This is a genomic window from Streptomyces incarnatus, assembly GCF_001027185.1.
Lineage (GTDB): Bacteria > Actinomycetota > Actinomycetes > Streptomycetales > Streptomycetaceae > Streptomyces > Streptomyces puniciscabiei.
On record NZ_CP011497.1, the window covers coordinates 1 to 19,200 of the forward strand.

Here is a 19,200-nt window from a genome sequence, read left to right on the forward strand (position 1 = left end):
AAGCGCCTGGGCGAGGCCGCTGCCCCCGGCGGGCCGCTTGGGGCGGCAGACTTCCACGACGCGTTCGCCGGCCTGGTCAAGGAAAGAGGCCAGGCCAGCTCCATAGCTCCCGATACCTTCCAACGCCCAGCAGCGGCGGCCGGGTATGTGCTGGCGGGCGAACTCGAGCAGGAGACGGTAGCCGCGGGCGTTGGCCGGGGCATCGGTAGCGGACAGGACGGCACCGATCGGGCTGACGGCTGCAGCGGCGAGCGTGTCGCGGTGGGGGTCGACGCCGATGACGCCGTCGACCTGTTCTGCGAGCATGGTCACGCGGTTGTTCTCCTTCAAGGGCTGGACGGCCGTAGCCGGCGTCGGCCTGGGTGGAGTCACCGCGTGGCAGAACTGTGATGAGTCACGTCGAAATGGCGGACAAGCTGCTGATCAAGCCCACGGGTGGGCCAGGCCGACGTCGACGTCCGGCAGACATCTCGGGGGCACGGCAAGCTCTGACGAGCCGCCATGACCACCGCTTCCCGCCAGGGACTTGGGAGGCTCTTCGTCATGTGGATGCCGGCAGCTGGTGCCGCAGGTGAGGCCGGGACGCTCGACCGGAGGACGCACGTGATCGACACCAGTGACATCGGCGCCTTCCTCGGCCTGGACGTCGGCAAGGGCGAACACCACGCCACCGCCGTCACCCCGGCAGGGAAGAAAGCCTTCGACAAGCGGCTGCCCAACAGCGAACCCAAGCTGCGGGAACTCTTCGAGAAGCTGCAGGCCAAGCACGGCACCGTGCTCGTGGTCGTCGACCAGCCCGCCTCCATCGGCGCCCTGCCCCTGGCCGTCGCCCGGGAAGCCGGCTGCCAGGTGGCCTATCTGCCGGGCCTGACCATGCGGCGGATCGCCGATCTCTACCCCGGCGAAGCCAAGACGGATGCCCGCGACGCGTTCATCATCGCGGACGCCGCCCGCGCCATGCCACACACGCTCCGCGCCCTCGAGCTGGAAGACGAGACCGTCGCCGAGCTGGAGATGATCGTGGGCTTCGACGACGACCTCGCCGGCGAGGCGACCCGCATCAGCAACCGGCTGCGCGGCCTGCTCACCCAGATCCATCCCTCGCTGGAGCGAGTCCTGGGCCCACGCATCCAGCACCCGGCCGTGCTGCTGATGCTCGACCAGTTCGGCTCGCCCGCCCAGTTGAGAAAGGCCGGACGCCGCAGGCTGGTCAATCTGATACGGGCCAAAGCCCCGCGGATGGCCGAGCGCCTGGTCGACGACGTCTTCACCGCGCTCGACGAACAGGCCGTCGTCGTTCCCGGCACCGACGCGGCCGCGCTGGTCCCCAGCCTCGCCAATCAGCTGAAATCGGTGCTCGACCAGCGCAAACTCCTCGCCGCCCGGATCGAGGAACTGCTGGAGGCCCACCCTCTTTCCAAGGTCCTGACCTCCATGCCCGGGATCGGGGTCAGGACCGGAGCCAGGATCCTCATCGACGTCGGCGACGGCAGCAGTTCTCCGTCCGCCGCCCACCTCGCGGCCTACGCCGGGCTCGCCCCGGCGACCCGAAGCTCCGGATCCTCGATCCGCGGAGAACAACCCTCCCGCAGAGGAAACAAGCAGCTCAAACGAGCCTTCTTCCTCTCCGCATTCGCGGCCCTGACCGACCCGGCCTCCCGCGCCTACTACGACAAGAAGATCGCCCAGGGAAAGCACCACACCCAAGCCCTCCTCTGCCTCGCAAGACGCCGAGCCGACGTGCTCTTCGCGATGCTCCGCGACGGCACCTTCTACGACCCCCAACCCGCCCCCACGGGTTGACGAAACCCATAGGGGCACCCCCCTCCCATCTCCGCCCGGAGTGGACGAAGGTCTTCTCCCGCCTGGTGACGTCGAAGGGCGCCGGGGTGAGAGGGCGTGCCGATTCCTGGCGCCGCCGGCATCAGCGGGCAGACGACCTCGAGGGAGAAGAACCACGGCCCGTCCCGGCCGCTGGGGTGCCGCACATAGGTCCTCGGGCTGATCTTCAGGAACGTGGGCAGCCCGGCCGGTACGCCGGGCGTACGTCCGCCCTCACGAACGGCGTGAGCCCGACTCGGACCACGCCCTCGTGCTCATCCACGACCAGAGGCTCGGGCACCAGCGCCTGGACTGCCTGCACGGGCGACCAGTGGACGAACGTCTGCGCCAGCCAGCCTGCACGCAGCGCCGGCAGCCGCACCCTGTGCTCCGCACCGTAGGCCACCACGCACCGCGAGTCTCCTCGCCCGGCCGGGGGAACGCGCGCCACCCCGCGTCGGCGCCGCGCTCGGCCCGGCCTCTCCCCCGACGACGTCCCCCGCTGGTCATGAGCGCCGCGCCTACGGCGGCCCGGGCGGCCCCGGGTCGGGCCAGGACTCCGGCGGACGCTGGATTCCCCGGGGCGCCGGCGTCTGCGTCCGCTGGTGCACGTCCCGGCCCGCAGCCAGGAAGGCTACGCCCGCACGGCCAGACGCCTGCCGCAACGGGGAGCGGGCTGGCCGGCGCCGGTCACCGCTGCCTGCACTCGGCCACGGTTCACGGGATCAGTCTCTGCCGGTGCGCCCCACCACTCGGTGAGCAGGACGGTTCCGTCGTCGTCGAGTCCCTGGTCCGCGAGCGGCCCGGCGCGATCTTGTCGAGTTCGTCGGGCTCCACCACACCGCATTGGAGGAGCATCGCGGCGAGGCGGAGTACAGCCTGGCGACCGGTCTCACGGACACGGGCCCCGCGCCCATCCTGCGGGCCTTCGGGGTCCTGCGCATCATCAGCTCCACCGAACCGCCGCGACCGCAGCCGGCACCGGCACCCGGCACCCGGCACCCGGCACCCGGCACCCGGCACCCGGGAGAGTTACAGTTGCGAATGCGCCTCCAAGAGACGCAGGGAGAGTGGTTACTCCGCCGTGTGATCCGGAAACGGAGGCTGTGGTCGCCCGACTCAACCTGGACGGAAACCTCATCTCGTGAGCAAGGCCGCTCTGATCATCATCGACATGATCAACACGTACGACCACGAGGACGCCGAACTGCTGCTCCCCTCGGCCGAGTCGGTCGTGCCGGTCGTATCCGACCTTGCGGAGCGCGCACGGCGCCGTTCGGTCCCGGTCATCTATGTCAACGACAACTTCGGCGAGTGGCGCTCCCATCACGGTGAGCTGCTCAACCGTGCTCTCGCGGGGCCGCACGCTCATCTCGTGGAACCGCTGCGGCCCGACGCGGACTCCCTGTTCGTTCTCAAGACCCGCCACTCGGTGTTCTTCGACACCCCGCTTCAGTACCTGCTGCGGCAGCAGGGCATTGAGCAGCTGGTGCTCTGCGGACAGGTCACCGAACAGTGCGTGCTCTATTCAGCCCTGGACGCCCACATCCGGCATTTCCAGGTGACCGTCCCCGAGGACGCTGTCGCGCACATCCATGCGGATCTCGCTCGGGCGGCACTGCGGATGATGGAGCGGAATATGGGCGCGCGCGTGTGCAGGAGCCAGGAACTCTGGATGTGACAGGCCGCTGCGGTGCGAGCCGCCTACGGAGGCCGGAAATGAGCTTCCCGCGAGGGCCGTACGGCACAGCGCCGCCACTCGCGGCTGCGGATTCCTCGATCCTGGGCATGCGTAGATCACTGATCTTGACTCGCTGCCATCGGCTTCTTCGCCCCGCACAACGCCTACTGTTCCTCCGGGCAGCGCGGCGAGCAGGTGCAGGAGTTCCGCTCGATGGTCAAGGCCCTGCACGAGGCGGGGATCGAGGTGATCCTCGACGTGGTGTACAACCCCACCGCCGAGGGCAACCACCTCGGCCCCGTGCTGTCGTTGCGGGGGCTGGACAACGCGGCGTACTACCGTCTGGCCGCGGAGGATCCGCGGTTCTACCGGGACACCACGGGCACGGGCAACAGCCTGCGGATGAACCATCCGCACACCTTGCAGCTGATCATGGACTCGCTGCGCTACTGGGTGACCGAGATGCACGTCGACGGCTTCCGCTTCGACCTGGCCGCCACCCTGGCCCGGCAGTTCCACGAGGTGGACCGGCTGTCGTCGTTCTTCGACCTCGCCCAGCAGGACCCGGTCATCTCCCAGGTGAAGCTCATCGCCGAGCCCTGGGACGTCGGCGACGGCGGCTACCAGGTGGGCAACTTCCCGCCGCTGTGGACCGAGTGGAACGGCAAGTACCGCGACACCGTACGCGACTTCTGGCGCGGCGAGGGCGGCACACTCGGCGAGTTCGCCTCCCGCCTCACCGGATCCTCCGACCTGTACCAGAACGACGGACGCGAACCCTACGCCTCCATCAACTTCGTCACCGCACACGACGGCTTCACCCTGCGCGACCTGGTCTCGTACAACGACAAGCACAACCAGGCCAACGGCGAGGACAACCGCGACGGCGAGGACCACAACCGCTCCTGGAACTGCGGCGCGGAGGGCCCCACCGAAGACCGCGGCATCCTCGCGCTACGCGCCCGCCAGCAGCGCAACCTCCTCGCCACGCTGCTGCTCTCCCAAGGCGTACCCATGCTGCTGCACGGCGACGAACTCGGCCGCAGCCAGCGCGGCAACAACAACGCCTACTGCCAGGACAACGAACTGACCTGGATCGACTGGGCCCAGGTCACGGAAGGAAGCGAACTCCTCGACTTCACCGGCAAGCTGATCACCCTGCGCCGCAGCCATCCCGTCTTCCGCCGGCGACGGTTCTTCAAGGGACGTCCCGCTCAGGGGAGCCGCACCGAGGCGAAGGACATCGCCTGGTTCACCCCCGCCGGACGGGAGATGACCGACACCGACTGGGACACCGGCTTCGCCAGGTCCCTAATGGTCCACCTCAACGGCAAGGCCATCACGGAACCGGACCTGAGGGGCCTGCCCGTGGTGGACGACTCGTTCCTTCTCCTTTTCAACGCCCACAGCCAGCCGCTAGCCTTCACCGTCCCCGAAGGACTCGGCCCGTGGTGGGCGGTGGAGGTGGACACGGCCATCCCCTGCACCGAGTACCGGCCGCTGATCAAGTGCGGCACCGAGGTGGAGACGGAAGCGCGCTCCATGCTCGTGCTCCGCGCTCACCAGGACGGCTGACCTCAGCTCACTGGACGCACGGCAGCCGCTCGCGCGGGGGCGAGCAGTCGCAGTGATCCGTGCGCGCCGGCCCAGTCGCTGATCCGTACCGGATGGCCGACGACGTGCCAGTGGTGACGGCTGGCACGACGATGTCGGCGGCCAGGTGGGCGCCCACCAGGGCCACCGCGACGCCGATGGCCTCGCGGAAGCCCTTGAGGAAACCGGCGCCGAGCGCGCCGACGAGGGTCAGGGTGATCGGCACATGCGCACGTCAACCGCCACCACCGGTGTTCCTCCTGCGCGGAGTGCGGAGCGCGGTGCGGGACCGGGTGCCGGGCCGTGTGCTCGCCCAGACCGTCCAAGAGCAGGGCCTGCCATCGTGCCCCTCCGTGCCGGCGGCCTCGGAGGCCCGGGGTCCGGCTCTCGGTGCCCGCATCCGGTCCCCTCCCGCGGCCGTCGAACTGCGGCGGGGTCCTGCCGACCCTCAGGACCCCGCGGTGTCCGGCGCTGCGCCTGGCCGCGAGGACAGCCGGCTGTCGGGCGCCCGGGCCTCATCCAGTGGTGAGCATGCCTTCGCGCAGGCGGGCCAAGAGACGGGAGAGCAGCCGGGAGACGTGCATCTGGGAGACGCCGAGGCGTTCGCCGATCTGGGCCTGGGTGAGTTCCTCGACGAAGCGCCAGTGGATGAGCTTGCGTTCGCGCTCGTCGAGTTGGGCGATCAGCGGGGCGAGGGTGCGGAAGTCCTCTACCAGGCCCAGGGCGGCGTCCTCGTTGCCGATGAAGTCGGCCAGCGCGGCTTCACCGTCCTCGCTGCCGTTGATCGCCGCGTCGAGGGAGGTCGACCTGTGGCCGTTGGAGGCGAGCTGGGCCTCCACGACCTCCTCCTCGGGCAGGCACATCAGCTCCGACAGCTCCTTGGTGGTCGGCGTCCGGCCGAGCCTGCTGCTCAACTCCTCCTTTGCACAGGCAAGTTGGACGCGCGCCTCCTGGAGTCGGCGCGGTACGTGCACGGCCCAGGAGGTGTCGCGGAAGAACCGCTTGATCTCGCCGACGATGTACGGCACGGCGAAGGAGGTGAACTCGACCTCGCGGGACAGCTCGAACCGGTCGATCGCCTTGATCAGGCCGATCATGCCGACCTGGACGATGTCCTCCATCTCCTGCGGGCCGCGGCTGCGGAACCGGCCGGCCGCGTAGCGGACGAGGGACATGTTCATCTCGATGAGCGTGTTGCGCGCGTACTGGTACTCCGGCGTGCCCTCCTCCAGCACCGCGAGCTGGTCGAAGAACACCTTGGACAGCTCCCGCGCGTCCCTCGGCGTGACCTTGGAAGGGTCTGCGATCTCCGGTACGCCCGGTACGTCCACCGTCTCCTCGGCAGTTGGTACGACCGTCGTCGCCATCGTGCGCCCCTCCCAGTTGATCGGTTGTGCCATTGCCGGTCGTCCCCGGCAAGCAGGCGGATACCCGGCAGTCCGAGCAGCATTCCTCCCGCTTCTCTCATTCCTGCTCCCCGTGGCTGCGTACGACCTCCTTGACCTTGGCCGGCGCGAAGCCCCAGCCCTGCTCCACGGTCGGCTCGGCCGGTACCGCGATCTCGTCGGGGCTGGTGAGGACGACGAGCGCACCCGGCCCGGACCGCCGAGAGCGCGGCGCACGGCGCCGTCCATCTCGGCCGGACCCGTCCTGGGGATCCCGGTGATGCCCATGGCCTCGGCCACGGCGGCGAAGTCGGGGTCGTCGAGGGCGCGGCCCGACGGGTTCCTGGGTCGTGACGCCGTTGCGGGCAGGTGTTCGTGTGGCGCTGGGCTCGGTTGCAGCCGACGGCGAACACCATGGCTCGTGCGGCATTGCCGTAGTCGGGCCCTTGCACCATGCGCTCGACGAGGTGGGTGCCCGTGGCGATCCTGCCGCTGACGCCGACCCTGATCAGGTCGCGCAGGCCGGTCCCCTCGAGGACGTTGTGCACGGTGAGCGCGCGGGGCGGAGAACATCCGGTGGTACGGCGCGAGACGACCGTACGGCCCTCGGGCACGCGCGGGACGCGGGCGATCTCGGCGTTCACCTTGGCGCCGGGCAGGACACCACCGATGCCGGCGGTTTGGCGCCTTGCGACGGTTTCGTGGACAGGCACTTGACGTCGTCGTGCGCGGCCTCGTAGGTGAATTCGGCCGCGTCGAAGTCCCCGTCCCGGGTCCGGCAGCCGACGTACCCGGTGCCGATCTCCCACAGGAGGTCGCCCCCGGGCCGCAGGTGGTACTCGGACAGTCCTCCCTCACCGGCGTCCTGAGCGAACTCCCGGCCGCGGCACCCCCGCGCGCTTTGCCCGGTTACCGCCTGCCAGGCGCGCCGAGACGGCACCGGCCTCCATCGCCCATGTCTGCGCACGACGAACCGGGGCAGGCGAGCTGGGGCGGACGCGCTATCGGCGCGGAAACCAGGTCTTCACAGACATACCGAGGTGAGCCATGACTCAGGATCTGACCCCGAACTACACCGTCCCCGGCATCGAGCGCGAGGCGGCCGGCCGACTGATCGGTCTGCTCCGGCTGCGCCTGCACGCCCTGAACGATCTGCACCTGACGCTCAAGCACGTGCACTGGAACGTGGTCGGTCCGCACTTCATCGCCGTCCACGAGATGATCGACCCGCAGGTCGACCGGGTCCGGGACATGGCCGACGACGTGGCGGAGCGCATCGCCGCGCTCGGCGGTGTCGCGCAGGGGACGCCGGGGGCACTCGTGGCCGAACGCACCTGGGACGACTACGCCATCGGGCGGGCCGACGCCATCGCCCATCTCGGCGCCCTCGACCTCGTCTACACAGGCGTGATCGAAGGAGTCCGCGCCGCGATCAAGGAGGCAGGCGACGACACCGCCACCGAGGACCTTCTCATCGAGCAGCTGCGCGACCTGGAGCAGTTCCAGTGGTTCGTGCGGGCCCACCTGGAGACCGCGGGCGGCACGCTCGCCACCGGACAGGCCCGGACCGAGGAGGAGGCCGCCGCCAAGGGCGCCGAACGAAGCTGAACAGCCCCCGGCAACGGCGGCCGGGCCCTCGGCCGAGGCCGGGCACGGCCGCCGACCGTCGCCCGCACGCAGAATCGCGTCTGCGGCACCGGCTCCGGGCGGCACACCGTACGACGGCCCGGTGGAGAGCGGAGCGGGACAGCCAACCCGCCCCCGGAGACCGTCGGTTGCTTGGGTGCGAGCCCCGCCGCACGTTCTCGCAGCCGTGGACCGCGCAAGTGATGCACTCGCACAGCCAGCCGCCGGAGACGACGGACTCGCGCGCGAGGCTGCTGTCCTCCTTCCCCCCGGCAGAAGGCGCGTACCGCCACGACGGGGTGATGTCCTGCACCAGGTCCTGCTCACACTGAGGGCAGGGCCGCGGCAGCGCTCCCCCCTCCCGGCCTGCGCCCTCGGCCCCGACGATGCGCCGGCTCCCCGCTTCCGACCCACGAAACGCCGGGGAGAGCGGAAGTTCGCCACGCTCCCCCGCGTGGAGCGACACCTCGTACGCCAGCCGGCACCCGCTGCCGCCCGACCCTGCCCGCCGCCCCTGAAGAAGACCGCGGCTGACCTGACGTCTCCCACCGCGCCTCACGGGTGCGCCGGAGGCGTGCAACGCCCTTACCGCGGGCAACCGGATAGCCCAGGGACGTGCACACAGCGCGACGGCCCGGGTGACTTCGCAAGCAAGGAGGTCCGCGATGGAATGGTGGGGCTGGGTGGTCCTGCTGATCGCGGTGGCAGGATTGCTCGCCGCGATAACGTTGGCAGTCCAGGCAAAACGCCGTAACGGCACGGTGATCGCGGTGCGTTCGGGTCACCGGAGCGGCGGGGAGGGGGGACGGTGAACACCCTGATGCTCGCCTCCGAACTGACCAAGCGCGTGGTCGTGACGCTGGGCGGCGAGGCGGTCGCCCAGATCCGCGACACCGTCTTCGACGCTCAGGCCGGTCGGATCACGGGCTTCACCCTGAGCGGACGCGGGCTGTTGTCCGGCCCTCTCAAGGAGAGCCTCCCCTTCTCCGGAGTGCACGCCATCGGACCGTCCGCCGTGATGATTCCCAGTGGGGCGGTCCTGGAGAAATGCGACACGGTCGTGGGGGCCGGCGAAGCCGAACGCGGTCAGGTCCTCGGCGCGCCCGTCGTCACCGACCAGGGGACCGAGGTGGGCACGGTCCTGGACGTGGTGATCGAGGCCGGTGTCGCCGGACGGGTCATCGGATTCGAGATCGCCGCCCACGAGAACCTCGATTCCCGGAAGCGGAAGACGTTCATCCCGCGCGGGGAAACACTGGCCGTCTCCGGCCGGGCCCTGGTCGTCCCCGCGCACGCCAGCCGCTTCGTCGCCGACGACCTGCCCAGCTTCAGCGCCCAGGTCGAGGCCTTCCGCGCACAGGCCGCGCAACCACGCGCCGGCGTGCCCGCGGCCGGAGAAGGAGGTGCGGCATGATGATGTTCTCCCAGGCCCTGGGCCTGCCCGTGATCACCGCCGTAGATGCCGAACAGCTCGGGCGCGTGGAGTCGCTGACCATCGATGCCCGCAACGGGCGGGTCGCCTGCCTGCGTCTGTCCGGGGCCCCGAAACACGCCACGACCATCGCCTGGAACGCGATCGAAGCCGTCGGTCGGGACGCCGTCATCGTGCGCTCCCGCACCGGCACCGATCCGGGGCAGAGCGACGTTCCCGCCCACCACGAGGCCCTCGGGCACCGGGTCCTGACGGAACACGGCACCGCGCTCGGCACCGTCAAGGACATCGCCTTCGACAACACGACCGGGCACATCCTCACGCTCTACACGGCGCTCGGTGACGTCCCCGCAGACCACCTCCTCGGCCTCGGCTCCTACGCCGTGGTGGTCCGTGTCGAGCCCGCCGGGCCTCCTGGGGCACGGGAGTGAGCTGCGCACGGTCGTAGCCACCCGGGGTCCCATATCGGCGGCCCCCTCGTCCGGTCGGCGGTCGGCAGACGCAACGGAGACGCGGCGGGCCGTTCGCCGCCGCGGACGTGCGTTGTCCCCTCCCGCGACAGGCGTGCGGCAGGCCCAGGCCCGACCGGCGGTGTACGACGTCAGCGGCGGACGGGACGGCCAGGGGGCCGGATCACGTCCAGGCCCACCGGCCGGCCCACCGGTCCATCGCGCAGCTCGTCGAGTCCCGCGCCGGTGCTCAAGCGGACGGCGGCGACCGGCGCCACGCCGGGACACGTACGGTTCGGATTGCGTCATGTCACTCCCTCCCCCGCTCGCCCCGCGCTGCCGGCACTGACGACGGTCATGACCCGTACCGTCAGCCGGGAGGCAGCGCGGTCGGGGACGCGGAACCGGTGATCGCTGCCGGCCGTAGCGCGGCAGGTTTCGCCAACTCGGCGTCGAACTGGGCGCCGATCAGAAGCGCGAGGTTGGACAGCCACAGCCAGACGAGAAAGACCACCACGCCTGCCAGCGAGCCGTACAGGCGGTAGTAGGTGCTCACATGCGAGGCGTAGACGGTGAAGCCCAACGAGACGATCCGCAGGAGCAGGACCGCCAGGCCGCCGCCCGGCGCCATCTTCCGCACGGGTCTCGAGCAGGACGGGACCGAACGGTAGAGCACCAGCACCAGGGCGCCCGCGACGGCGGCCGGGACAGGCCAGCGCAATGTGTCCCACGCGGTCTGGGGCACGGTGCCCAGGTTCAACGCCCGGCTCAGACGCCCGGCCAGGCTGCCGCTCACCAGCAGCGCGAGAGTGGTGGTCACCAGCAGGCTGATCAGCACGATCGCCGTGACGATGATGCGGGGGACCGTGTGCCACACCGGCCGGTGCGCACTGACGCGGCGGATCGCGTGCAGGGCCCTGCGAAAGACGCTCAGATAACTGCAGCCCGACCACAACGCGCCCACGACACCGAAGAACACCAGCATCCATGCCGCTGACGACTGACCGGCCATTTGCCGGAGTGCGCTGCGCAGCAGTCCGCGCGAGGCGGCCCGGACGACCCCCGTCATCCGGTCGATCACTTCAGGAGTCGTCTTGGGCATGGTCAGCCCGATGACCGAGAGGATGACCAGCAGTGCGGGGAACAGGGCCAGGACCGCGTAGTACGTCAGGGCGGCCGCCCAGTCCATGCACCCTCACCCACTCGCCCCGGCTGTCCCCCTCTCCCTCGGCGGCTCGACGCCGGAGATCCGCGGAGTATGCGTACGAAGGCGGGCCACGGCCCGATCAGCCATGACCCGCCTTCGTCGGTATGCCGTTCAGTCCCCGACGATGTCCTTCGCCGCGTCCTTGGCCTTCTCCCCCGCCTGCCTGACGTCACCTTCGACCTGGTCGGCCTTGCCTTCGGCTTCCAGACGCTCGTTGCCGACCGCCTTGCCGACCGCTTCCTTGGCCTTGCCCTTGATCTTGTCGCCGGCGTTGCCTGCCTTGTCCGCGCCGCTCATCGAAACCGCTCCTTCCCAGCCCGGGCTCGTCGTGTTCCCCGGCACCTGTACCCGCGCCGCCCCGGATGATGTCCCCTCCAAGACCGGACCACTCGCACGGCAGCCGTGGACGGCGCTCTCCGCGCCGCGTGCCGGGCCCGGCATCGTCACCATGACGTCGTGATCGCGACACTCGGCGGTCATGCCTGGGACCGTGTTTTGTGGGTATCCGGGGGCCTGATGGAAACCGGCGCTTCGGAACGTGAGGCGGTGTACATGGACGCGGCTGGGCATGATGAGGGCCAGGAGCCGCTCATAGCGGGTCCGCTATCGGTGTCCGCAGCCCTCGAGGGCAGCGAGAAGATCGCCAAGGCTCGTGAGCTGGCCCGTCTCTTCCTGACGGATGTGCAGGCGGTGCACGGTCCACCGGTGTCCAGCCGCGCGATGGGCATGGTTCAGCTGGTGGTGAGCGAGCTGGTGACGAATGCCCGAAAGTACGCGCCTGGCCCGTGCCTGTTGACGCTGAAGATTGAAGACGGGGCCGCCCAGGTGAGCGTCTGGGACAGCGGTACGGCAGTGCCGGCCGTCCTGGCGCCGGACCCGAGCCGCATCGGGCAGCACGGACTCGAGATCGTGATGGCGGTCTGCCAGAGCTTTGCCGTTCGCCGGGAGCGGGTGGGCAAGCGCATCACGGCCACGGTGGCGTTGGCCGGTGATCCCGGCGGAGACGCCTCGGTCACCAGCCGATGTGACCACGCCCGGTCCGGACGGGGTCGCCCTCGTTTTCCGCCGACGGCTCACACCGGTGAAGCCGGTTGCGAACGCGTGAAGTCAGCGGCATCTCCTTTTTGCGGGGCCTTGTCTGCTCCCGGCTGGGCGGACTTCGGGAGGCTGTCGAGCACGTTGTCCCACGTGTGAACCCCAGCACTTCTGATGGCTGTTACCGGGAACCCCTCGCCCCCGCCCATCAGCACGAGCGGGAACGAGGAGAAGCGTTCCGGCTCGGGACGTGTGGGCTCGCCCCTACGCCTCGGCCTGATCATCGGTCACAGGCCCGGCCACTGGCGGACGGTAGACACCCTTCACCAGTGACCGATCCCCCCGGCAAGCTCTGCGCGACACCGTCGAATTCCGGCCGTCGGACAACTCGCCCGGGTTGGCGTCATACGCCTGGTATAGATGGACAGCGGCTGTACTCATCCGGGTGTACGCCGTCGAGGGCCGATTCGGACAGAGGGGGGAAGAGCGTGGATGTCCCACTCGAAACGGAGGGGCACTGCGCCGTGCCGTCACACGGCGGGGCATGGTTGGAAGTACGTCCGCTGCTGGAGCGCCCAGGCGTGTATGCGAAAGGCGAGGTCGGCGTGGGTACGCGGCCGATGTGGCAGGAAGCCCTCTGCCGGCTGTCACTGCGGAGCGAGAGCTGCCTGTACGTCGAGATGTCCCGGCTGACGTTCATCGACGTGGCCGGGGTGACGGATCTGGCGATGACCGCACGGTCACTGAGTGGGGATCGTCTGCTCGTCCTTGAACAACCACCGCCCCAGGTACCGCGCATTCTGGACTTGTTCTGGTCCGGCCTGGGCGGGATCGAGGTGGCTGCATGACCGGCACCGCCCCCGGGCCCCAGGAGTTCGTGCATCCGGCGCTGTTCTACAGCGGGGAGCAGCAGTATGTGGCAGGTACAGTCCCCTTCGTCCTCGAGGGGCTGGCCAGGGAGGAACCGGTTGCGGTCGCCGCGCCGCCGGACCGACTCCGGCTGATCAAGGACCGGCTCGGTGACCAGGCCCGCCGTGTTCACTTCGTGGACATGACGCAGGCCGGCCGGAACCCGGGGCGGATCATTCCCGGAGTGCTGCGCCGGTTCGCCGATGCCCATGCCGGGGGACGGGTGCGCATCATCGGTGAGCCGATCTGGCCCGGTCGCAGCGCGGCGGAGTACCCCGCGTGCGTGCAGCACGAGGCGCTGATCAACGCGGCGTTCACCGGCCGCGCCGTCACCATTCTGTGCCCGTACGACGTCGCCGGGCTCGACCAGGAGGTGCTGAAGGACGCCTTGGCCACCCACCCGGTGGTGGTCGCCGAGGGGAGCGAGACGGCTTCGGCGGCGTACAGTCCCGAGGAGGTCGTCGCCCGGTACAACCAGGCTCTGCCCGTGCCGTCCGCCGCCCAGGCGACGAAGTTCGAAGGCAGTGGCCAATTGCCGACGGTACGCGAGTTTGCCGTACGGCAGGGCGAGCGGCTGGGGTTGGAGGGGACGCGGCTGCAGGACCTCCAGCTGGCGGTGGCAGAGCTGACCACCAACAGCGTCGTTCATGGAGCCGGTGGCGGCACGCTGCGGATCTGGGCGGAGGACAAGCAGGTCGTCTGCGAGGTGCAGGACGCGGGCCGGCTCACCGATCCACTGGCCGGCCGGCGCCCCCCGGCACCCGAACGGCCCGGCGGCCGGGGCCTGCTCCTCGTCAACCACCTCGCCGACCTCGTGCGCATCCACACCAGTGAGGCGGGTACCACGATCCGCTTCTACATCGACCGCTGATCACTACCGACCCGGCGGCATCGAGACCGCTCGCCCTCCAGCCGACCACAAGCCGCGCCTCCCGCCAAGCCGTTGACCGGGAAGAGGACGACGAGGAGGCTGCAGTCGTCGGGCAGCTCGGCGGCGGCTTGCCGGTGCAGCAGCAGGGCATGGATTTCGGTCGGTACCGAGCCCGGCCGTCACGGTTGGCGAGCGCGGTGGCGAGTTGTTCCGAACACCATCCTGGGCGTTCGGATGTTCTCGTGCCGGCTCGCCGTTCGGCTCGTGGGGGGACGACGGATAGCCGACGGCGGGGCGTGCGGCCTACAAAGCATCGAAGTCAGTCCACGTGCTGTACGTGCCGACCCGGCCGTCACAGGGACCCAACACCGCCATCATGAAAGCCCGCTGGTGCTCTGCTCCCCTATGGCGAGCCGGTGCTCGTGCGTGCCGGTGCTATGCGGAGCAAGCTGCCTGTCCGGCGTGCGGAACGGGGTCGGGTCGGCCCGGGTGTACAGCCGGTACTCACGGCGGCCGACGGACGCGCGGTCGGCCGTCGCCCGATGGACGACCGATGCACAGGATCGGCGGTTGCGCGCTGCGCAGGGGGCGCCACTACTGCAGCACTCCGACGGCACGATCGTGGTGGACACCGAGACGCGAAAACCAGGTCACATACCCCGTGACTGCGGTGTCATGCGTGCCTCTTCGTGGCGGATTTCTTCCCTGGTGCGCAGCGACCGGGGGCTTTGTTCGGCGGGTCCCGAGTGGGTTAGCCTGCGGCGTATTTCCCTCCCGACTAATGCCTTGAGGTGAGGGAATGCACAACGTTCACGGGCCCACCGCGGCCCACGTGTTCGAGTCTTCACTGCTGAGGGCTCCAGGGGAGCGGGACGAGGGTGCGCATGACCAGCGACAGGACCGAGCTCGTCGACGCCGGGCCGGGCGACGGGGAGCTCAGACAGCTCCTGGCGGGGCTGACGGCCGTGCGGGACGGCGACTTCGGCACACGTCTGCCGGAAGACGCCGACGGTCTCATGGGCGACATCGCGACCGTGTTCAACGGCATGGTCGACCAACTGTCCGTGTTCACCTCCGAGGTGACGCGCGTGGCCCGGGAAGTCGGCACCGAGGGGACGCTCGGCGGGCAGGCGGAGGTGCCGGGGGTCTCCGGAACCTGGGCCGACCTGACCGACTCGGTCAACGCCATGGCCGGAAACCTGACCACCCAGGTCCGTGACATCGCCGAGGTGGCCACGGCCGTGGCCAAGGGCGACCTGTCCCAGAAGATCGACGTGCCCGCGCGCGGGGAAATCCTGCAGCTGAAGGAAACCGTCAACACGATGGTGGACCAGCTCTCCGCCTTCGCCGACGAAGTCACCCGCGTCGCCCGCGAAGTCGGCACCGAAGGACGCCTCGGCGGCCAGGCCAAGGTGCCCGGTGTCGCGGGGGTGTGGCGGGACCTCACCGATTCGGTCAACTTCATGGCGGGCAACCTGACCAACCAGGTCCGCAACGTCGCCCAGGTGACGACCGCGGTGGCCAAGGGCGACCTGTCGCAGAAGATCACCGTCGACGCACGCGGCGAGATCCTCGAACTCAAGAACACCATCAACACGATGGTCGACCAGCTCTCCGCCTTCGCCGACGAAGTCACCCGCGTCGCCCGCGAAGTCGGCACCGAAGGACGCCTCGGCGGCCAGGCCGACGTCAAGGGCGTCAAAGGCACCTGGCGGGATTTGACCGACTCGGTCAACTTCATGGCGGGCAACCTCACCGCCCAGGTCCGCAACGTCGCCCAGGTGGCGACCGCGGTGGCCGAGGGCGACCTGTCGCAGAAGATCACCGTCGACGCACGCGGCGAGATCCTCGAACTCAAGAACACCATCAACACGATGGTCGACCAGCTCTCCGCCTTCGCCGACGAAGTCACCCGCGTCGCCCGCGAGGTCGGCACCGAAGGACGCCTCGGCGGCCAGGCCGACGTCAAGGGTGTGTCGGGCACTTGGAAGGCCCTCACTGACAACGTGAACGTGATGGCGTCGAACCTGACCGGCCAGGTGCGCTCCATCGCCCAGGTCGCCACGGCCGTCGCGCGGGGCGACCTGTCCCGCAAGATCACGGTCGCGGCCGAGGGGGAGGTCGCCGCACTGGCCGATGTGATCAACACGATGGTAGACACCCTGTCCGCGTTCGCCGACGAAGTCACCCGCGTCGCCCGCGAGGTCGGCACCGAAGGACGCCTCGGCGGCCAGGCCCACGTGCCGAACGTGGCCGGCACGTGGAAGGACCTCACCGACAACGTCAACTCCATGGCGAACAACCTGACCGGTCAGGTACGCAACATCGCGCTGGTGACGACCGCCGTGGCCGGGGGCGACCTGTCGAAGAAGATCGACGTGGACGCACGCGGCGAGATCCTGGAGCTGAAGACGACCATCAACACGATGGTGGACCAGCTCTCCGCCTTCGCCGACGAAGTCACCCGCGTCGCCCGCGAGGTCGGCACCGAAGGACGCCTGGGCGGCCAGGCCGAGGTGGAGGGCGTCTCGGGCACCTGGAAGCGGCTCACGGAGAACGTCAACGAGCTGGCAGGCAACCTGACCCGTCAGGTACGGGCCATCGGCGCCGTGGCCAGCGCCGTGGCCGAGGGCGACCTGACCCGCTCGATCACGGTGGAGGCCTCCGGCGAGGTCGCCGAGCTCAAGGACAACATCAACTCCATGGTGGAGTCGCTGCGCGAGACCACCCGGGCCAACCAGGAGCAGGACTGGCTCAAGACAAACCTGGCGCGCATCGCCGGCCTCATGCAGGGCCACCGGGATCTTCCTGTGGTGGCTGAGCTCATCATGGACGAGCTGACACCGCTGGTGTCGGCCCAGTACGGCGCCTTCTACCTCGCCGAGGACGGTGAGCGCGGCCCGGAGCTGCGGCTTGTCGGTTCCTACGGCAGGCCCGACGACGACGGGCGGCCCACCCGGTTCTCCTTCGGCCGCTCACTGGTCGGCCAGGCCGCGCGCAGCCGCCGTACCATCACCGTCGACGAGCTGCCCCAAGGCTACGTGACCATCTCCTCCGGGCTCGGCCAGGCGGTGCCGGCCGCGCTGATCCTGCTGCCGATCCTCTTCGAGGACCAGGTCCTCGGCGTCATCGAGCTGGCGTCGGTCACCGCCTTCACGCCCGTCCACCGGGACTTCCTGGAACAGCTCCGCGAGACGCTCGGCGTCAACGTCAACACGATCGTGGCCAACGCCCGCACCGACGAGCTGCTGGAGGAATCTCAGCGGCTGACCGCCGAGCTGCAGGCGCGTTCGGCCGAGTTGCAGTCCCAGCAGGACGAGCTGCAGCGCTCCAACTCCGAACTGGAGGAGAAGGCCTCGCTGCTGGCGGCGCAAAACCGCGACATCGAGGCGAAGAACCTGCAGATCGAACAGGCCCGGCGGGAACTCGAGGCGCGCGCCCAGCAGTTGTCGCTGGCCTCGAAGTACAAGTCGGAGTTCCTGGCCAACATGAGCCACGAGCTGCGCACTCCGCTCAACAGTCTGCTCATCCTCGCCCAGCTGCTCGCTCAGAACCCCTCGCGCAACCTCACCCCGAAGCAGGTCGAGTACGCGGGAATCATCCACTCCGCGGGCAGCGACCTGCTGCAGCTGATCAACGACATCCTGGACCTGTCGAAGGTCGAGGCAGGCAAAATGGACGTCACCCCGGAGCGGGTGCCGCTGCGCCGGCTCATCGAGTACGTCGAGGCCACCTTCCGGCCCATGACCACCCAGAAGGGGCTGGAATTCGCGGTCACCACCGCGGCGGGCGCGCCCGCCGACCTGCTCACCGATGACTCCCGGCTACGGCAGGTGCTGCGCAACCTGCTGTCCAACGCGGTGAAGTTCACCGAGCAGGGCAGTGTCGAGCTGGCCATCGAGCCCGCAACGGACGACGAGGTTCCGCAGGACGTCGTGCGCGGCGGTGCCGTCGTGGCGTTCCGGGTGCGCGACACCGGCATCGGTATTCCGGAGCAGCACCTGGAGTCGATCTTCGGGGCGTTCCAGCAGGCGGACGGCACCACGAGCCGCAAGTACGGCGGAACCGGCCTCGGACTGTCCATCACCCGGGAGATCGCGCATCTGCTCGGCGGTGCCGTGGCGGTGGACAGCGCGCCCGGCCGGGGCAGCACCTTCACGCTGTACCTGCCGGTGGCCCGGCCGGACTTCGAGGAGCTGCTCGAGGCCGGTTGGCCCACCCCGAACAACCCGAAAGAACCGGCAGAACTTGCATCGGCCGCCACCGCGGGACAGACCACCGCTTCGCCGCAGTCGGCCATTCCCCAGCAGCGGCCGCGCCGACTCCTGGTGGTGGAGGAACGGCCGCGCGGCCTGCTGACCCTGGTCGCCGAGAGCGTGGTCGCGGACGTGGCCCGGCATCGCCCGGACGACGGCTTCCCGTTGCCGGCGGTGGACGTCATCACCGCCGTCGGAGCGCTGGAGGCAGCGGGCGCACTGGCCACCGAGTCCTGCCACTGCGTCGTACTGGACCTGGACATGTCCGGCGGGGAGGCGGGCCGGTTCCTGCAGGCACTCGAAGGCGACTCGGGGCTGGCGAGCGTTCCGGTACTCGTCCACAGCAGCCACCGGCCGGAGGTGGCACGGGCCGAAGCACTGCGCTCCCACCGCGACGACGGGTCCCTGGAGTTCCTGTCCAGCCTGGACGAGCTGCGCGAACGCATCGCCCTGCACCTGGCCGCCGAGGCACCCGGGGAGGCGCTCTCCCTTGTCCGGGTCGAGGAACCGCAGGACCTCGCACCCCCGGTGGACGACAGCTTCCGGGGCCGTACGGTCCTGGTCGTCGACGACGACGCACGCAACCTGTTCGCACTCAGCGGGATCCTGGAGATGTACGGCTTCCGGGTGCTGCACGCGGAGAACGGGCGCAAGGGCATCGACACGCTGCTCGCCAACCCCGACATCGCGTTGGTGCTGATGGACGTGATGATGCCGGAGATGGACGGCTACACAGCCACCTCCGAGATCCGCAAGCTGCCGCAGTACGCCGAGCTGCCGATCATCGCCGTCACCGCCAAGGCGATGCCCGGCGACCGGGAGAAGTCTCTGTCCGCCGGCGCCAGCGACTACGTCACCAAGCCCGTCGACACCCGCGACCTCATCGCCTGCGTCCGACGCTGGCTTTCCGCGTGAGCGCGCCGGTGCCGCCCGCC

The 19,200-nt window shown here is 69.7% G+C and carries 15 protein-coding genes and 4 pseudogenes; 10 read left to right on the forward strand and 9 right to left on the reverse strand.

Annotated features, from left to right (window positions below; genetic code table 11):
• Nucleotides 1-312, reverse strand: a 312-nt coding sequence (locus ABB07_RS00005; protein ID WP_482268062.1) for an IS110 family transposase, incomplete at its 3' end; no start/stop codon positions are given.
• Between the two features lie 237 nt (nucleotides 313-549).
• Here ABB07_RS00005 and ABB07_RS00010 point away from each other — a divergent pair.
• Entirely contained in the window at nucleotides 550-1,803 is a 1,254-nt protein-coding gene (locus ABB07_RS00010; protein ID WP_425264797.1) for an IS110 family RNA-guided transposase, read from the forward strand.
• Between the two features lie 205 nt (nucleotides 1,804-2,008).
• Here ABB07_RS00010 and ABB07_RS40345 read toward each other — a convergent pair whose 3' ends face one another.
• On the reverse strand, nucleotides 2,009-2,230 hold the full coding sequence (locus ABB07_RS40345; protein WP_244189134.1) for a DUF2071 domain-containing protein: 222 nt from the start codon (nucleotides 2,228-2,230) through the stop codon (nucleotides 2,009-2,011).
• Between the two features lie 735 nt (nucleotides 2,231-2,965).
• Between ABB07_RS40345 and ABB07_RS00020 the strand changes: the two genes are divergently transcribed.
• Both ABB07_RS00020 and glgX read left to right on the forward strand, forming a co-directional pair.
• Entirely contained in the window at nucleotides 2,966-3,502 is a 537-nt protein-coding gene (locus ABB07_RS00020; RefSeq protein WP_208896618.1) for a cysteine hydrolase family protein, read from the forward strand.
• A 138-nt stretch (nucleotides 3,503-3,640) separates the two neighbouring features.
• A pseudogene (gene glgX, locus ABB07_RS00025) lies at nucleotides 3,641-5,077 on the forward strand (glycogen debranching protein GlgX); the annotation flags it as partial.
• A gap of 7 nt (nucleotides 5,078-5,084) precedes the next feature.
• On the opposite strand, the gene ABB07_RS00030 reads toward glgX, so the two are convergent.
• The 5 genes and pseudogenes from ABB07_RS00030 to ABB07_RS41840 form a co-directional block, all read right to left on the reverse strand.
• Complete coding sequence (locus ABB07_RS00030; RefSeq protein ID WP_208896619.1) at nucleotides 5,085-5,321, reverse strand: hypothetical protein; 237 nt, start codon at nucleotides 5,319-5,321, stop codon at nucleotides 5,085-5,087.
• Nucleotides 5,322-5,610: 289 nt separating this feature from the next.
• Nucleotides 5,611-6,462 (reverse strand): RNA polymerase sigma factor SigF, encoded by an 852-nt coding sequence (locus ABB07_RS00035; protein ID WP_208903189.1) that lies wholly within the window; start codon nucleotides 6,460-6,462, stop codon nucleotides 5,611-5,613.
• A 97-nt stretch (nucleotides 6,463-6,559) separates the two neighbouring features.
• Nucleotides 6,560-6,813, reverse strand: a pseudogene (locus ABB07_RS40350) (thiamine pyrophosphate-dependent enzyme); the annotation flags it as partial.
• Nucleotides 6,814-6,902: 89 nt separating this feature from the next.
• Nucleotides 6,903-7,193: pseudogene (locus tag ABB07_RS41835) on the reverse strand (hypothetical protein); the annotation flags it as partial.
• Nucleotides 7,121-7,420 carry a hypothetical protein gene (locus ABB07_RS41840; RefSeq protein ID WP_425264838.1) on the reverse strand — a complete coding sequence of 100 codons (300 nt, stop codon included), beginning with the start codon at nucleotides 7,418-7,420 and terminating at the stop codon, nucleotides 7,121-7,123. The gene ABB07_RS41840 and the pseudogene ABB07_RS41835, both read right to left, overlap by 73 nt.
• 107 nt (nucleotides 7,421-7,527) lie before the next feature.
• Here ABB07_RS41840 and dps point away from each other — a divergent pair, with 107 nt between their 5' ends.
• The 3 genes from dps (at nucleotide 7,528) to ABB07_RS00055 (ending at nucleotide 9,969) form a co-directional block, all read left to right on the forward strand.
• Complete coding sequence (gene dps, locus ABB07_RS00045; protein ID WP_208896620.1) at nucleotides 7,528-8,088, forward strand: DNA starvation/stationary phase protection protein Dps; 561 nt, start codon at nucleotides 7,528-7,530, stop codon at nucleotides 8,086-8,088.
• Nucleotides 8,089-8,914: 826 nt separating this feature from the next.
• Nucleotides 8,915-9,520 (forward strand): PRC-barrel domain-containing protein, encoded by a 606-nt coding sequence (locus ABB07_RS00050; RefSeq protein ID WP_208896621.1) that lies wholly within the window; start codon nucleotides 8,915-8,917, stop codon nucleotides 9,518-9,520.
• Nucleotides 9,517-9,969, forward strand: a complete 453-nt coding sequence (locus tag ABB07_RS00055; RefSeq protein ID WP_208896622.1) for a PRC-barrel domain-containing protein — start codon at nucleotides 9,517-9,519, stop codon at nucleotides 9,967-9,969. The genes ABB07_RS00050 and ABB07_RS00055 overlap by 4 nt, the downstream gene beginning before the upstream one ends.
• A 388-nt stretch (nucleotides 9,970-10,357) precedes the next feature.
• Here ABB07_RS00055 and ABB07_RS00060 read toward each other — a convergent pair whose 3' ends face one another.
• Both ABB07_RS00060 and ABB07_RS00065 read right to left on the reverse strand, forming a co-directional pair.
• Nucleotides 10,358-11,176, reverse strand: coding sequence for a YihY/virulence factor BrkB family protein (locus ABB07_RS00060; RefSeq protein ID WP_208896623.1), 819 nt, complete (start codon nucleotides 11,174-11,176; stop codon nucleotides 10,358-10,360).
• Nucleotides 11,177-11,305: 129 nt separating this feature from the next.
• Entirely contained in the window at nucleotides 11,306-11,491 is a 186-nt protein-coding gene (locus ABB07_RS00065; RefSeq protein ID WP_208896624.1) for a CsbD family protein, read from the reverse strand.
• A gap of 255 nt (nucleotides 11,492-11,746) precedes the next feature.
• On the opposite strand from ABB07_RS00065, the pseudogene ABB07_RS00070 reads away from it, so the two are divergent.
• From ABB07_RS00070 to ABB07_RS00085, 4 genes and pseudogenes are all read left to right on the forward strand, one after another.
• Nucleotides 11,747-12,205 (forward strand): annotated as a pseudogene (locus ABB07_RS00070) (ATP-binding protein); the annotation flags it as partial.
• 512 nt (nucleotides 12,206-12,717) lie between these two features.
• Nucleotides 12,718-13,077: an STAS domain-containing protein gene (locus tag ABB07_RS00075; RefSeq protein WP_244189135.1), complete on the forward strand. Its 360-nt coding sequence runs from the start codon at nucleotides 12,718-12,720 to the stop codon at nucleotides 13,075-13,077.
• Nucleotides 13,074-14,009 (forward strand): anti-sigma factor RsbA family regulatory protein, encoded by a 936-nt coding sequence (locus ABB07_RS00080; protein WP_208896625.1) that lies wholly within the window; start codon nucleotides 13,074-13,076, stop codon nucleotides 14,007-14,009. Before ABB07_RS00075 ends, ABB07_RS00080 begins: the two co-directional genes overlap by 4 nt.
• A gap of 884 nt (nucleotides 14,010-14,893) precedes the next feature.
• Nucleotides 14,894-19,180 (forward strand): HAMP domain-containing protein, encoded by a 4,287-nt coding sequence (locus ABB07_RS00085; RefSeq protein ID WP_208896626.1) that lies wholly within the window; start codon nucleotides 14,894-14,896, stop codon nucleotides 19,178-19,180.
• Nucleotides 19,181-19,200 lie beyond the last annotated feature (20 nt).

Bases quoted from the DNA above. Each gene is read 5' to 3' on its own strand.
- ABB07_RS00010 (WP_425264797.1), top strand. From the start codon at position 550: ATGCCGGCAGCTGGTGCCGCAGGTGAGGCCGGGACGCTCGACCGGAGG.
- ABB07_RS00035 (WP_208903189.1), bottom strand. From the start codon at position 6,462: ATGGCGACGACGGTCGTACCAACTGCCGAGGAGACGGTGGACGTACCG.
- dps (WP_208896620.1), top strand. From the start codon at position 7,528: ATGACTCAGGATCTGACCCCGAACTACACCGTCCCCGGCATCGAGCGC.
- ABB07_RS00055 (WP_208896622.1), top strand. From the start codon at position 9,517: ATGATGATGTTCTCCCAGGCCCTGGGCCTGCCCGTGATCACCGCCGTA.
- ABB07_RS00060 (WP_208896623.1), bottom strand. From the start codon at position 11,176: ATGGACTGGGCGGCCGCCCTGACGTACTACGCGGTCCTGGCCCTGTTC.
- ABB07_RS00065 (WP_208896624.1), bottom strand. From the start codon at position 11,491: ATGAGCGGCGCGGACAAGGCAGGCAACGCCGGCGACAAGATCAAGGGC.
- ABB07_RS00080 (WP_208896625.1), top strand. From the start codon at position 13,074: ATGACCGGCACCGCCCCCGGGCCCCAGGAGTTCGTGCATCCGGCGCTG.
- ABB07_RS00085 (WP_208896626.1), top strand. From the start codon at position 14,894: ATGACCAGCGACAGGACCGAGCTCGTCGACGCCGGGCCGGGCGACGGG.